The 13995-nt window shown below is 39.9% G+C and carries 12 protein-coding genes; 5 read left to right on the top strand and 7 right to left on the bottom strand.

The features are described from left to right. Positions 1-6 precede the first annotated feature (6 nt). Positions 7-2706 (bottom strand): ankyrin repeat domain-containing protein, encoded by a 2700-nt coding sequence (locus EBI00_RS00470; protein WP_123093975.1) that lies wholly within the window; start codon positions 2704-2706, stop codon positions 7-9. Between the two features lie 159 nt (positions 2707-2865). Here EBI00_RS00470 and EBI00_RS16025 point away from each other — a divergent pair, with 159 nt between their 5' ends. Next, complete coding sequence (locus EBI00_RS16025; RefSeq protein WP_174714877.1) at positions 2866-3003, top strand: hypothetical protein; 138 nt, start codon at positions 2866-2868, stop codon at positions 3001-3003. A 13-nt stretch (positions 3004-3016) separates the two neighbouring features. Then, positions 3017-3154 carry a hypothetical protein gene (locus EBI00_RS16020; RefSeq protein ID WP_174714876.1) on the top strand — a complete coding sequence of 46 codons (138 nt, stop codon included), beginning with the start codon at positions 3017-3019 and terminating at the stop codon, positions 3152-3154. 48 nt (positions 3155-3202) lie between these two features. On the opposite strand, the gene EBI00_RS00465 is transcribed toward EBI00_RS16020, so the two are convergent. Genes EBI00_RS00465 through EBI00_RS00455 form a run of 3 tightly spaced genes read right to left on the bottom strand, consistent with a single transcriptional unit; the run spans position 3203 to position 6629 of the window. Then, entirely contained in the window at positions 3203-4849 is a 1647-nt protein-coding gene (locus EBI00_RS00465) for a Tn7-like element transposition protein TnsE (RefSeq protein WP_148039058.1), read from the bottom strand. Then, positions 4740-6278 carry a TnsD family Tn7-like transposition protein gene (locus tag EBI00_RS00460; protein WP_123093973.1) on the bottom strand — a complete coding sequence of 513 codons (1539 nt, stop codon included), beginning with the start codon at positions 6276-6278 and terminating at the stop codon, positions 4740-4742. Before EBI00_RS00460 ends, EBI00_RS00465 begins: the two co-directional genes overlap by 110 nt. A gap of 30 nt (positions 6279-6308) precedes the next feature. Next, positions 6309-6629 (bottom strand): helix-turn-helix domain-containing protein, encoded by a 321-nt coding sequence (locus tag EBI00_RS00455; RefSeq protein WP_241556908.1) that lies wholly within the window; start codon positions 6627-6629, stop codon positions 6309-6311. 101 nt (positions 6630-6730) lie between these two features. Here EBI00_RS00455 and EBI00_RS00450 point away from each other — a divergent pair, with 101 nt between their 5' ends. From EBI00_RS00450 to EBI00_RS00440, 3 genes are all read left to right on the top strand, one after another. Continuing rightward, positions 6731-7270, top strand: coding sequence for a hypothetical protein (locus tag EBI00_RS00450; protein ID WP_123093971.1), 540 nt, complete (start codon positions 6731-6733; stop codon positions 7268-7270). Then, positions 7264-8628 (top strand): DEAD/DEAH box helicase, encoded by a 1365-nt coding sequence (locus tag EBI00_RS00445; protein WP_123093970.1) that lies wholly within the window; start codon positions 7264-7266, stop codon positions 8626-8628. The genes EBI00_RS00450 and EBI00_RS00445 overlap by 7 nt, the downstream gene beginning before the upstream one ends. A gap of 169 nt (positions 8629-8797) precedes the next feature. Further along, complete coding sequence (locus tag EBI00_RS00440) at positions 8798-8983, top strand: hypothetical protein (protein WP_123093969.1); 186 nt, start codon at positions 8798-8800, stop codon at positions 8981-8983. A gap of 5 nt (positions 8984-8988) precedes the next feature. Here EBI00_RS00440 and EBI00_RS00435 read toward each other — a convergent pair whose 3' ends face one another. The 3 genes from EBI00_RS00435 to EBI00_RS00425 are packed head-to-tail and all read right to left on the bottom strand — an operon-like array spanning position 8989 to position 13987. Continuing rightward, positions 8989-11124, bottom strand: coding sequence for an AAA family ATPase (locus tag EBI00_RS00435; RefSeq protein ID WP_123093968.1), 2136 nt, complete (start codon positions 11122-11124; stop codon positions 8989-8991). 15 nt (positions 11125-11139) lie between these two features. Further along, positions 11140-12360 carry a restriction endonuclease subunit S gene (locus EBI00_RS00430; RefSeq protein ID WP_123093967.1) on the bottom strand — a complete coding sequence of 407 codons (1221 nt, stop codon included), beginning with the start codon at positions 12358-12360 and terminating at the stop codon, positions 11140-11142. Then, the gene (locus EBI00_RS00425; protein WP_123093966.1) at positions 12353-13987 is read right to left on the bottom strand and encodes an HsdM family class I SAM-dependent methyltransferase; all 1635 of its coding nucleotides are present in this window, start codon (positions 13985-13987) and stop codon (positions 12353-12355) included. The genes EBI00_RS00430 and EBI00_RS00425 overlap by 8 nt, the downstream gene beginning before the upstream one ends. Positions 13988-13995 lie beyond the last annotated feature (8 nt).

Genomic DNA, 13995 nt, shown 5'->3' with positions numbered 1-13995 from the left:
GGCATCCTAATGAACACTTAAATAATATGCCGCTACTTGCTTGTAAACCTCATGACTAACAACCGTTCTTTTTTCTGACTCAAGATATCGCCGTAATAGCTCATAGTGCACTCTGTCTTCTGCAATGGTAGCAGCCAGTTCTGATGGAGTTATCCCTTTTAAATCAGAGACCTGAAGAAGTTCGGGACACTTTTCAATTAGAAGTTTAACTATAGAAAGCTCTCCCATGCGAGTAGCTGTATGCAGTGGAGTTGCCCCCTCAATTGTTAATATAGTTTCATCTATACCATGCTCTAGAAGTAGTTTAGCTGACAGCAAACAACGACTTGCTGCCGCTGAGTGAAGAGCGGTCCTACCTTTTAAGTCTCTCAAGTTAGGATTTGCTTTTGCATTTAGCAGCAATTCAACTGTTTTGTAATCTTGATTGTGAGCAGCAATCATCAACGGTGTCTGTTGTTTGAAATCAGATACATCCACAATTTCAGGCCATTCCTGAATGATTTCTCTAACAGCACCTATTAATCCATCATTAGCACGGTTTAGCTCATTCATGGCTTCAACAGGCAAAGCTTGAGAGAAGCTTCTTAGTTTAGAGCTCATGTCATAGCTGATTTTCATTATCAACAACACAATACTGTCTGCTTGCGGGTACTTTAGTTGCTTATTTTTTAACCCGCTATATTTACTTAGAATTGTTGAAATCGGCTTTTGAGCCTTGATGCAACTGGCTATGTTTTTAGAAAACTTTTCAAATTCAGTGCGGCAAGAAGCAAACTTAGGTTCATAATCTGGGTAGCATTTATATAGAGTTGCCCAGAAATATTCATGTAAATCCCTAGAGACATCATGGATATTAACTTTATCTAGTGAGTATAGTTCTGAATTGATACCTCCCCAATAGTACATATCCCTATAGTATTTCTCGTGATTGTTAGGAATCAGCTTTTGATTTGCTACAGCTAATGAAAAGGCATCTTTGGCTAAGCTACCCCTTAACTTGCCAAAACTGTACTTTTTACACTCATCTATAGCTAAGTTAAAACCTTTCTCGGCTTCAAGAAATTTGTTTTGCCCAAGTAGGTGGAGGCCTTCAAGCTGAAGAATACGAGCTTTTGAATACTCTAAAACCTCAGATGCCTTAGCTTCAGCAAGCAATATTGATACTTTTTCTTCCGTTGAAGCGGTAAAAGTTTTTACCAACAAGTGCTCTTCCAACTCTGCAATTATGCGTTTCATTGACTGGTCAGGATTAGCCTCTAGCTCCTTTAACCTGTCAAACAGCAGCGCTCTTACTCTGTGATTTGTTTCTCCATGCTCTAAAGCACCATAAATCATATCAAAGTCATCAATTGCCTGAATATTTCTGAAAGGCGCTTTATTTCGTTTCAAGGCATCTAAGAGCTCTGCCAATTGAGCATGATAGCCCTCGGAGCTTTTCAACTCTTCTACAACGGCAGACATCATCCGCTGTCTATCACCATTTGTAGTAGGGATGATGTTCTCAAGATCACCATCGTCATCTTGTCTGAAGATATTGTTTAATTTGTGAGTGGTTATCTCAATAGGCTGATTTGTGTCATAACAGACATAGCGCAGTAAATCATAGCGAAGATACGTAGGAAGTTGCTCTGTAAAATACTTGTTCTCTTCTGCTTCACCCGCTCCTCTTTTCATAAGATGAGCATCATATGTACGATTATAAACATCGTTATACAGCTGGATCAGCTGTAAAGCCTTGTTTGTGTTGAGATCAAGACATTGCTTATCTACATTTGGAGTCAAAAACTTAACTAACTTCTCATATCCTTCTTGAGTAGCCCTTGCTAAAAGTAGCCGTAATCGCACAGTCCTTATGCTTGGGGCTTGATAACGTAAAGCTATTTTACGAACAAATATATCTTGTTCTTCAATAGAACATTTCTTGCACAAGATCCTTTCCAACATCTCTTCACTAATGGCTATTTCATGCTGTAGTGCTGATGCTGGCAGACCTTTTGCGTAAACAAAGGCTAACGCTTGCTCATATTCCGGAGATTTGTCATCAAGTTTAAAGCTTCCTTGAAAGTGTATTTCAACTTCATCAGGGAACGTATTAATGATGCTTGATATTTCAGGAGTGCTCTTAGCTGTTTTCCAGTTATATAAGTTTTTGAGGACTACATCGGTACTGTCAAAAGCTCGCATTCCTTTAACGATTGTGTTGGCTATGGAGGTAGGTGAATCCCCGATAAGGTCAATCAACCAATTTAGAACTTGTTGAATGGGTAAAAGGAGCTGAGTTGGTCTAATTGGACAGTCAACAGCCGGTAGATACCAAAACCTGCCCTCTGGCATGCCTACGTCTAACCTTGACTCCACTTGCCAAAATACTGAATGCCGAGCAAGAGTTGGCACTAGAAACCTTGCTAAGTAGTGCCAAACTACTTTTCTTTGCGAAGCTCTTGAAGTAAATACACCTAGTTCTATTGCCTTATGTGATTGATAATCATAGAAAATATTATTGATCAAGTCGTGTTTACTCTTTTGATCAAACTCTAAAGCATCTGCAATATCGCCTAAGACCTTCTCCCAAGTATCATTCAAGTTATCCATCGACATATCGACGTTTTTAAACTTTGACTTAGATTTTGAATTCATGTCGCCGCTAGTTCTCAGCACATTAGCGATCTGAAGTAATACTGACTCAAATGTTGGAAATATTGCCAAAGAGCATCCCTACCTATTGTAAATCCTAACTATTCATAGCATCCCACCAAAAGAGTTCAGGGGGGGGGACGCCGCTTTTCATTTTTTGGTCCAAGTAATTCATTGATACTTCAGCTGTACCAACCACTAAGACAAATTCACTAACTTTAGGAGTTAACCATGTCTAAAAAAACTACACCTCAAGAGAATGCATCTAATCAGACAAACCCTAACAAAGGCACTAGCGGGACCAATATTGCTTACGACAAAGTCCATGGTAACCGTAGCAAGCAAATTAGCCAAAACCGAAACAAATAATTAAGGAAACAACATGTCTAAAACAATCACACCTGCAAACAACGCATCTAATCAGTCAAATGCTAACAAAGGTTCTAGCGGTACAAATATTGCCTATGATAAAGCCCAAGGCAACCGTGGAACTCAGTTAAATCCAAACCAGAAGAAGTAAGTAATCAACTATCTTCTAGGCTACAGAGGCTAGTCCTCTGTAGCCTTTTTACGAGGATTTCCTAAACAACCTCAACTTCTCACGAAGATCACTCACCCACTTTTCCTTGTATTCCTGATCTGTGCGAATCTTACCTTTCTCTTTTAGAGACGGGTGCCTGCAAGGGCTGAAGAAATCACAGCGCTCATTGATGAAGTTATGACTCCATTGAGCACCTTTGTCAGAAAAACATTGAAGAATTTCTTCAAAGTTAGCTTTTGGATCTTCTTTTAATCCTAGAATCAGCGTACTAGCTCCTTTGGGAGTTCTCAAATTATTGGTATCTGCTTCAACCAACACTAACTGACTACCTTTTAACTCTAAGATGGCAACGAAATACTTAAGTAGGTCCTCATATTTCGTTTGGTAAACAACTTTGCTGTTGTTTGTGGGGGCTGGAAACCTGTAGCACTTAGCTTCCTGAACTAATCTAACGCCGTCAGATTTCGCGACTTCATCAATCACTTCAGCAAAAAGACTGAATTTCTGAGGCAAATCAACAGTCTCCGTAATTTCATCATCTTGATTGATTGAAGGACTAAACTCCTGTGCATCACCATCTTTTTCTGCTACGCCGATGCCTGCTTTTTCTTTTTTGATGTCTTGATCTTCAGTAGACGGCGCACGTTTTGAATTCCCAGCGCTCTTTCCTTTAGATGATTTAACGCTTCGAATACCAGAGCAACTAAAAGAAAAGCCTTTTAAGCGTTCGTTGTGAAGCCGTTTACCTAAACCAGGTATCTCTCCAAGGTCTAACTCAGGATCAATATCATCTGCTGGAACATGACCATTTTGAGAAGTTTCTACCTTACTTTTAGCGCTTTGATCTTTAGTTTTGGGATGGTTTACTAAAACATCAGACGGGTTCTCGTTTAAAACCGCTTCTACGATTCTTTCAACACGAACTACCTCTGTAAAACTCTCTTCTGGATCAGTTCGCACCGACACCTCGAGCTGCCAACCTTTTAGATTTGGCGGGACAAATTTAAACCCTAATTTCCCTGCGTCATTTTTAAAGGATTCAAAGACAGAAAACGCACTCTTTTTGGCCCCGCCATCAAGTAGCATCCAAGCCAAATGAGTTCGATTACTTTTTGTACCTATGAAACTAACAGGGTATTTAGTACTTTCAGGGAAGCTGATTTCGATTGGCGACTGATTACGGTTTACGAATGCAAGAGCGCTTAAACCATTGGCAGTGTAGGCGGCTCGAACAAGATGCGGGTTATGAAAAAACAACGTTCTCGCTAATTCAAAACCTGAAAACTTCATCAAACCCTTATCTGTTTTAAAGTAATAATGATAATGGCCTGAAGTTTTATCAACCCGTTCTAGGCTAATAATATGAGCCAGTTGCCGCTCATATTCTGACTGCGAAATAACTTTTTTATCTTGAAATGTATAGCCTGGTGCCAAAAAGCTAGCCATTTCAATAGGCAAGGATGATGTGACGCCATCTTTCCACTCAATGGCGACAAAGATATCTTTGTTTTTCAGCAAATTTTTAGATCGAAATACCCCGTGAATTTTAACCAGCTCTGTGTCTCTAGGTAGGTAACTTAAAGCAGGAAACCATTTCGAGATTTTCTCTGATAATTCGTCGCGTAGCTTCCCGAATCCGTTTTTCGCTGAGTCCAGCAAGGCGTTCAATTTCATATGGTCTTGGAATAGGCTCGTTAAAGTTGATGGCATCAACGATAATAGCGAGAACACGACGAACTTGGAACTCCTCAATAGATTCTGTGTATTTGATAAAAAAACGTTGGCAAAGCGGTAACTTAGAGAGGTGCTTATCAATCCCCCAGCGCAATTTAGTTTGAGTAATAAACCATTGCTGGGTCATCCTTGGTAATGACAAGTCATCAAAACTGTTGCTGCGGATTTTTAAAAGCGTCCTAACCACTTCTAGATCTCGTTTCTTCCAATCGACAATTCGACCACGGTTGTTTTTGAACGGGATGGGAAGATGCTCTTTCAACCATACATTATCGAATCGATAAAGCCATGAGTACACTCGAACTCCTTCCCTCGTTGCTCTAATATCCTTGAGAGTTGCGTTCTCTTTTTTAAGATCATGCCAAACTGCCCGATACTCAGGCGCTCTTAAATCAGCTTGAGAAGAGCTATATACTCTCTTAGCAGACTGCACCCTAATACTTGATGCCACGCTAAAAACATCATTCAGCTTCCAATTTGGAAATAGTGCTTGTAGGCACAGCAGGTGATGTAGATAAGAGAAGTGCTTTCGATGTTTGCGAAAAAATGTCTGAAGCCACGTTACCCCTCCCACAAGATCTAGGCCGCATTCTTTTAAGAATCTATCCCCCCAATACTGGCTAAATTGACTTTCAACCTGATGATGCTCAACACCCTTAGTGCTTTTTAATCCAACCTCTCTAAGTCTTGCATCATAAAATACCGTCCACTGATCTGGTGATATGTACGGAAAAGGCTGATGAAGCAATCGATCAATATTACTAGCCAGATCAACTAGCATTGGTTTTTCACAGACTTCAGCAGCAGATGGTCTCGACATAGTTGAGAGACTCGAAGCCTCTATAAATGAGTGACGACGACTTGGTTTTAAATCAAACTCTGAGTTAACTAAGACGCATCGATGCGTTAAGCAAACTGTTACGCCTGGTAAATGAAATTGCCGTCTCCAGTAACTATAAGCATACTGCTTCATATCCTCATTGAAGCAAATTGGGCAATATCGGTAGTAAGCTGGAAATTCCAAAGAAGAAGCGTTAATTCCTGTTTTCAGCATTGAATGACTTTTAGAATCAAAAGCTAAATCAGAACAAATGGCTGCATATCTACTAGGTTCAATAAATGACTTAAACACAGGAAGTATTGAGTGTTTTTCTAGCATTTCATCGGTAGTTGCAGGCCATAAGTGCCAGACCTGTCGAGATAAGTCAGAAAGGTGACCTTGAAGCAAAGCCGAAGGCACTATGTTTCGGCTTCCAAAAAGCAGGTCAAGTGCTACTTTATCCTCGCGTATGCCCTGCCTAGAAATGAAACGAGCTAAGACACTACCTAATAGCTCATCGTTATGTGGTACTGGAAATTGAAAAATCATCGTTCACCCTGTGGTGAAAGATGAATACAACTAAGCGCTATCGCTGCCTTTAGTGGCGAGCAGCTCTGTTATCAGATCTTTCTTACTCTTATCATCGAGCTTAGAAATTAAACATGCTAACTCAGCGCTTAAATCATCTTCACAAAAGAAATAATTCAGTGGCACATTGAGCTCCGCAGCAATCTTTCTCAGCGTCGCCACATCAGGTACATGTCTGCCTTTCTCATAGTGATTCATACGGCCACTAGCAGAGCTCGCGTCCATACCTATTTTGATCCCAAGTTCTTTCTGGGAAATGCCGATCTTTTTGCGAGCTTGCTTGAGCCGCAGTGGTATTGGGTTATCTGACAAAATGGTTTCATCTTTAAAGTCTCACATACTTAGATTGTCTAAGTTTTACTTATTTCTGTATACTTAGCAATCCTAAGTTTTCAGTTTTTTGAGACATAAACATGACATCTAAACCATTTTCTTTGAATAAAGCGTTCAAAGAACTCTTACAACGTGTGGAAGGAACCAGCATCAAGCGAAAGGAACTTATCCAGTTGGCCACGAGTACAACCGAATTGAACTTGGTCCAATCAACCAGATTTATCGCAAAGAACGTTAATATACTGACGACAAAAAACCTAATAACGGCCAGCGGGGAACGCAACGCTCGAACCTATCATTTCAGCGATTCACTGCTTATGTTACTTGATCAAAAAACATGCGACTCAAAACCGAATGATGTCTGCCATACTGAAAACGAAGTCAGACAACAAGAGACTCTACTTAAAATTGAAGAAGCAAAAACGAGCACAGAATTAAAAATGATATTAGGTGAAATTGAGGCTTACAGGGATTTTCTGACTAAGTATCCAGCTAATCGCCAGATCATTCAAAAGCTATTACATCAAACAAAAGAACAGTCGACTCAACTTTATGGACGCTTAAACGCACTAAAAAAAGTGATACAAGAAACGAATATGAAGAGTGATAAGGCATGTTAAGAGAGTGGCAAAAACGCTGTATAAAACAAGTTTTAGAACGATATCAGCACCAACCAGACGCTCTAGTCCTTGCCACCCCAGGCTCAGGTAAAACTATCATGGCAAGTTACGTTGCCAAAGCCCTCCTCGATGAGCGCAAGGTCGACTATGTTATCTGCTTTTCACCTTCTAAGGTTGTCTGCCATAGCATCCAAAAAACATTCAGGCACACTCTAAAAAGACCATTTAATGGTCAGCTAGGTGCACTTGGGACGTCTCTCACTTATCATTCCATGGCAAATATCAATGAACTGCTTAGCAACCTAAGCCTAAGTCGTGTACTTGTGATCTTTGATGAAATTCATCATTGCGCAGGTGATGGCGAGTCACCTTCAAATACTTGGGGAATACAACTACTTTCGACAATTCAAAAGCTAGCTACTTACACATTATCGTTAACTGGAACACCATGGCGAACAGATACCTTGCCCATTCCTTTAGCGCGCTACTCTGATCCCGAAGGCAACATTCAATGTGATTTTTCTTACGGTCTCAATGAGGCCATAAATGACAGCGTCTGTCGCGTGCCCTTTATTACAGCGATTGATACAGACCAAGTCATGGTTCGCAAAGGTCACGAAAGTAAAACGTACCAAAACATTTCAGAGTTACTTGAAAGTGGTGATGTCAGTTACCGTATGATTTTAAAGCAGCCTGAAGTCATCACCTACATGCTTTCTCTTAGCATTCAGAAGCTCGACAAGCTTAGAACTAACAGCCCGAATTCTGGTGGTCTTATTGTCGCTTCGTCATACCAACACGCCTTACAAATCCAATCGATTTTATATGGTCACTTTGGTAAAGAAGCCACGTTAGTTTCCTATAGGCTGGATGACTCACCTGAACTTATTAATCGCTTTCGCGAAGATACCAGTGAATGGATTATCAGTATCGCCATGATCAGCGAAGGTACTGATATTCCAAGACTGCAAGTTTGTTGCAACCTTACAGATGTCACAACAGAGCTTTACTTTCGCCAAATCCTTGGACGCGTTCTCAGAATGACCAACAGCCAGACGATAATTGGGTATATGTTTATCCTAGCTGAGCCCAATTTATTGGATTACGCAGAGCGGCTAAACGAAACCATCCCTGGGTCCTACAACTACCAAAAAACAGAGAGACTACTTGATAGCTTGGATACATCAAACTTTACTAATATTAATCAAAATAGTGATTTGCATAAAATATCACTTGAATCTGACATTAGCCTTGGTGATATCACTCTAAACGATGACCAAGAGTTTGTTGGATGTGCCTCTTTGACTATGTTTACGATGTCATCATTCAAATCGAGGATTATTTCCTATCATCTATAAAAATTAGACACATACTTTTTTAGGATGAAAATAACTATTAATTCTAATTGAGAGGCTATTTTTTGAAGAGCAGAAATAAAAAAGCTTTGACACTCCAACTTTGGTATTGACATTATCTAAATAACCCTTTGAATTAAAATGATTTTTTCCTATTCTCACCTGGCAGCCATTGCTGCCTCAACTCGTCACCATGGCTAACCAAGTCGCGCTCAATGATGCGCTCCGTTACCTAGAAAAAGGCTATCGCTTATACCTTGTTTACAATACCACCTTAAAACACCGCACCGCTGCTCGCATTATTGCAGGGCACAGCGGTTATTGTGGGTATTTTGCCAGTCATGTGATGATGCGGTAGGGTCTTTAGCCATTCGAGTTTAACTCTCTAAATTCTACTAGTATCTTGTCACATTCATTCACAACATATTCGGGAATAAGGTCGAAGCGTGTTGGGTCAAGCTGAAATATAAACTCATTTTCAATATGGTAAGTTTCGTTGATGAATTTTCTAATCACTGAATTATTAACCATATCGATATCTAACAAGATTCTGATCAGTTGCAATTTCTCATAGCCATTATTACTTTGCAGGTACAGCTCATTTATTTTCTCGTTATTACTGAACAGAGCAACTAAGGATGGATAATCAACTGGAAGCTCAGAAATAAAGCGTTGTATATCATTAATACCAGCACTTAAATCAATAGTTGATAACGGCGTATTTAGTCCTTCTTCATTTCTAGGGATTCGAAAATCTTCTGGAGCAGCTCGTTTTTTAAACAAATTTGATAGGATTTGGTATCCACTCTCAAGATCGCCTAAAACTTCATATCTTCGGCGTAGATATATCAGCTTGATAATTGGGTCTTGCGTAGATGAAAATAAATTTTCACAGATCTGGATAAAGGTTTTAATATCATCACTAGAAATGGATTGCTCGGTAATTTCTCCGCTTCTCAAGCGTAAATACGACGCAAAAACTTGGTTACTAAACTGCCCACGTACCGACCTTAGAGTATCAATGATAGGCTCAACATCATGGGTAAGCATCAAGACTGTCTTGCTTTTTAAACAATCGCTAGCATCTCGGCGAAACAACACCTCTAAAATTGCATATTTTTTATTTTTATCAAAAGACGATATCGGGTCGTCAAGTATCACTAAATCAGGCTTTTTAGCTAGGCATTCATACATGAAAAGCACTATTGAGAAGGCATTGCGTTCACCAAAACTTAAATGCTGACTTCCACCGCTAAGATGAGTTGAATTATCGATATGTCGTAATTTTAACTGCGCCTGTTCACCTTCACCAACAATTGCAACTTGATAGCGATACCCTGCAAAAGTAAGAAAAGCATTAATATCCGTTTGATGCTTTTTAATAAGTCGTTGTATCTCTGTTCGCTGTTGATTAATTTTGCCTTGTAACGGGCCAGCCTGTTTTATCAGATCATCAATTGACTGGTTAATAACGGTTATTGTTTCGTTGGTTTTAATCGAATTTAAGGTATCAAAAAACTGAAGATCTATTTTATAGTCTAGCAATTTTTGCCCGACATTTTCGCCTTCATAAAAATCAAACCCAGTTAACCCTTTGAGCTTTTCTAGTTTTGCCACCAGATCGTCGATCTGTGATTTCACTGTTACTATGAAGGTTTCGTGCTCTTTTTCGAGGCCATTTTTTAACGATTTGATGACATCTAGCTTGTTCTTTGAGACATCTGAAAAATATTCACCAAGTTTGTTGATAACGTCAATAACACTCACAAGATTTTTAATTAAATTTTTATCGTATTCTTTACTTACATTTGCTATTTGCTCTTTCCTACTTGTCGAATCACTTGTACAAAATGGACAAGAATCTGATAAATCAGAAAATTCCTTGTGCCCTTTCGCTTGCCAATCAATCCAGTTTACACAATTCGAACTTTGAATAAAGGGTTGATAAGGCTGTAACCCTTCAGGAATATGGTCAATTTTATTTGAACTAGAGAGCGCCTTCGCACCGGTCGATGTTTTGGCCAAACCACCACTAGCTGTAACTTTAAATGCCCGTGACAGTTCATTTAAATTTGATATAAGCGCTTCTAGTTCTGAGTTGTTCGCAAATTGTTGCTTAACTAAACTGGTAAATGTTTCTATATCTCGCTCTTTTTCTTGATAAGAATCTGTACGTATAAAAATATCAAAACTATTGCTAACTAGCTCTTCAGGCTTAAAAGTAAACTTATTCACGTACTCTTCGTTAAAACAGAGAACACTTTTGATATTTTCAATACCAAGCACTTCAGGTTTAGTGTTATTCAAATTTTCGTTGCGAAATTTAAACGGTAAAAGTTCAGAAAGCGCTTGTTCGTCTTCTGTTACAGCACATTGTATGGCCTTAGAAATCGTACTTTTACCGGTTCCATTCGGGGCAAACTTAATATTCAACTTATTCGGCACGATAGCCACTTTGGCCATCGTGATGTTGTTACAGTCTTTAATTTCAATGTCCATATCGCCATCCCTAAATTATTTCACAGTCACTTGTCCGTTCATCAGCATCGGGAGAAGCCAGTCTCGTAGTCGCTCTAACTCATAATTTTGAAAAATGTTATCTCTGATTTTCTCATGCCAATGATTTACAGTGTTTTGATAACGCTGAGAAACTTCAGCCCTAGGAATGACGCATTTCGATTCTTTTAAAAACTTATAGTGGCGCGCATACCCATAACTGGAAAGGTCGATATCAGAGACAATTTGGTATAAGAGGTAACTAGGTACCTTGTCCGATTTCGCAACTAGAACCTGTGTACCGTCCGCCCCTCTTGCGTAGTCGAAATTCACTAGCTTAACTGCCCTAGTATGATCTCCAAAAATCACATGTGCAGACTCTGGCTTTATCGTAGCAGTTTCATCATCTGTAAAACCGCAAATATATGACTGACTTTGGTCAATTACAGGGACTTTTCCATTATCTTGAAACTCTTTTGCTAAAACTTTCGTGGCTTGTGGAACTTTCCCTATGACGTCTGCAATTATTCCATCACTCCACCCCGCTGGTATTTCGCGCTTTAGGGTTGGGTTGTAGACCATTTTTCCGCCGGAGGTTTTGTAGGGTTTGCCTTGGCCTTGTGGCGAGTCGTCGGGGAAGTCGAACTGTACAAACCAGTAGTCGTACAGGGTTTTAGCCATGGCTTCCAGCTCGGTGTTGATGCGGTTGTTGAGTTCGATTTTTGTTTCGAGCGTATCAAGTAAAGAAACGATATTCTGTTGTTCCGAAACTGTTGGGAGAGGAACCCTTACGTCATATATCCTTTCGGGAGATGTGTGCTTAACCTTTGAGCCAGACGAAGTTAGTCGAATTTGCTCTCGTACAGTCTTAGTCTTGAATAGGTGGTATATGTAATCCTTCAGTATCTTTTTCGAAACTGTAGTGACTAGCCCGAGCCGCTGGTTATGCAAGTAAATGCCAGATTCTGGAACTCTGGCACAACTGCCTAACAACCCTACTGCTTGTTCGGTCATTGCGACAATTAGGTCGCCAGCCTTATGTAGGTAATCTTCCGGAATATCTCCAGTATAAAATTTCTCTTTCCCTGCCTGCCTCTTAAAGCCACCTTCTTCATAGAAGTTTCCTGGCGTCAATACAATGAATTGTGTCGCTTCATCCGAGAAGTATTCGCTCTTAAATGGGAATCCATGCTTAATATTGATCTTCCCTTTTAAGCTTGTGATGGGCCATTTATTCATACTTCAATCCCGCCAACTGTTTTTTAATCTCCGTTTCCAAATCACGAGACTGGTTAAACAGGTTATCTAAGTTACTGGTAATTACATGCATTTTTTCTGCAAACTGCTCAGGGGTAATATCCACGTATTCGATTTTAACATCGAAATACTGGCCTGCACTCAACGAGTAATTTTTGGCTTCGATTTCGTCGTAACTCACCGCCACAGATAAGTCTTCGATGGTTTCTTTGGCATTAAACACATTAATAATTTTTTGTTCTTCATCGGCGGTTAATACGGTTTTTTGGTTTTTGCCATCTTTGACCTTTTCGCCTAAGTTTGAAGCATCGACCAAAACCACATCGCCATCGTTGCTAGCATCGATAAATAGGATGGATACGTTAGTGCCTGTGGTAGCGAAAATATTAGATGGCATAGAGACCACTCCCGCCAGCATTTTGTTTGTAACTAAGTGCTTTAGAATTTTATTGTCAATTCCTGTATTAGCAGTAATGAAGCCCGTTGGCACGACAACCGCTGCTTTTCCAGTTGATTTCAAAGATGTTATTATGTGCTGTAAAAAGAGAGTATAAATTTTCATCTTATCCTTCTCTTTCTTAGGTACTGTGGGTATACCAGCAAAAAATCGTTCTTTGTTCTCATTACTGTCGAGCTCATCCCTAAAATCGCTGAAATTCAGCTTAAACGGCGGGTTGGAAACGATGTAATCAAAGCGTTTTAACTCTTTGCCGTCTTTGTGGTAGGGGTGTAATACCGTATTACCTTGGATCACATTGGGGATGGAGTGCACCAAGTTATTTAAAATCAGGTTTAAACGCAGCAGGTTGGATGATTTTTGCGAAATATCTTGGGTGTAAATGCTACAGCGGTTTTCACCAATGGCGTGCGCCACGTTCATTAATAAAGTGCCCGAACCTGCCGATGGATCGTAACAACTAACATTGCGCACAGTGCCGCGCTGGTCTTGTGGCACTAAAATTTCGGCCATAATACGCGCCACCGCATGCGGAGTGAAATACTCGGCGTATTTGCCGCCTGAATTGATGTTGTAGTCTTTGATTAGATACTCAAAGATAGTGGCATAGAAGTCGAATTTTTGGGTGAAGATACGCTCAAAACTGAACTCGACCAGCTTGTTGATAATGGCTTTGCAAAAATTATCACGTTTTGACGTATCGGTTATGAATTCACTCACCCGATCAAAAAGCTTTGTCTTCTCGCCGCTATCGGTTTTTACCGCAAAGACATCGTTATTGGTGATGGCGATATCAATGAGGGTATCGTCAAACAGTTTGGCAAAGTCAGGCGCGTTTTGTTGGCTAAACAGGTAGCTTATAAAGTGCTGCGGTTTTAGCCGTGCCGTATCGCCGCCCATTTGCAGTTGTAGCATGTCGAGGTCGTCTTCGCTCATGGCTACTAGCGCTTCTTCCCACTTATCGGCTTTAGCTATTGTGTCGTCGAGCTTTTTCGCTTCAAAGGCAAACTTATCGTTTAAAAACTTGTACAAGAAAATTTGGGTTATGATTTTAAATTCGTTACCGTCGTTACCTAACCCATAGTTAGCACAGATACTTTTTAAACTATCAATCAGGGTTTTAGTTTTTTGCTGAAATTCTAATTCAACCATTTTAGTGT

The sequence above is a fragment of the Marinomonas hwangdonensis genome, assembly GCF_003721245.1.
In the GTDB taxonomy this organism is placed as follows: Bacteria; Pseudomonadota; Gammaproteobacteria; order Pseudomonadales; family Marinomonadaceae; genus Marinomonas; species Marinomonas hwangdonensis.
This window is presented reverse-complemented; position numbering and strand designations above follow the sequence as displayed.

Coding starts and splice junctions, on each gene's coding strand:
- EBI00_RS16025 (WP_174714877.1), top strand. CDS start 2,866: ATGTCTAAAAAAACTACACCTCAAGAGAATGCATCTAATCAGACAAAC.
- EBI00_RS16020 (WP_174714876.1), top strand. CDS start 3,017: ATGTCTAAAACAATCACACCTGCAAACAACGCATCTAATCAGTCAAAT.
- EBI00_RS00465 (WP_148039058.1), bottom strand. CDS start 4,849: ATGAAATTGAACGCCTTGCTGGACTCAGCGAAAAACGGATTCGGGAAG.
- EBI00_RS00460 (WP_123093973.1), bottom strand. CDS start 6,278: ATGATTTTTCAATTTCCAGTACCACATAACGATGAGCTATTAGGTAGT.
- EBI00_RS00450 (WP_123093971.1), top strand. CDS start 6,731: ATGACATCTAAACCATTTTCTTTGAATAAAGCGTTCAAAGAACTCTTA.
- EBI00_RS00445 (WP_123093970.1), top strand. CDS start 7,264: ATGTTAAGAGAGTGGCAAAAACGCTGTATAAAACAAGTTTTAGAACGA.
- EBI00_RS00435 (WP_123093968.1), bottom strand. CDS start 11,124: ATGGACATTGAAATTAAAGACTGTAACAACATCACGATGGCCAAAGTG.
- EBI00_RS00430 (WP_123093967.1), bottom strand. CDS start 12,360: ATGAATAAATGGCCCATCACAAGCTTAAAAGGGAAGATCAATATTAAG.
- EBI00_RS00425 (WP_123093966.1), bottom strand. CDS start 13,987: ATGGTTGAATTAGAATTTCAGCAAAAAACTAAAACCCTGATTGATAGT.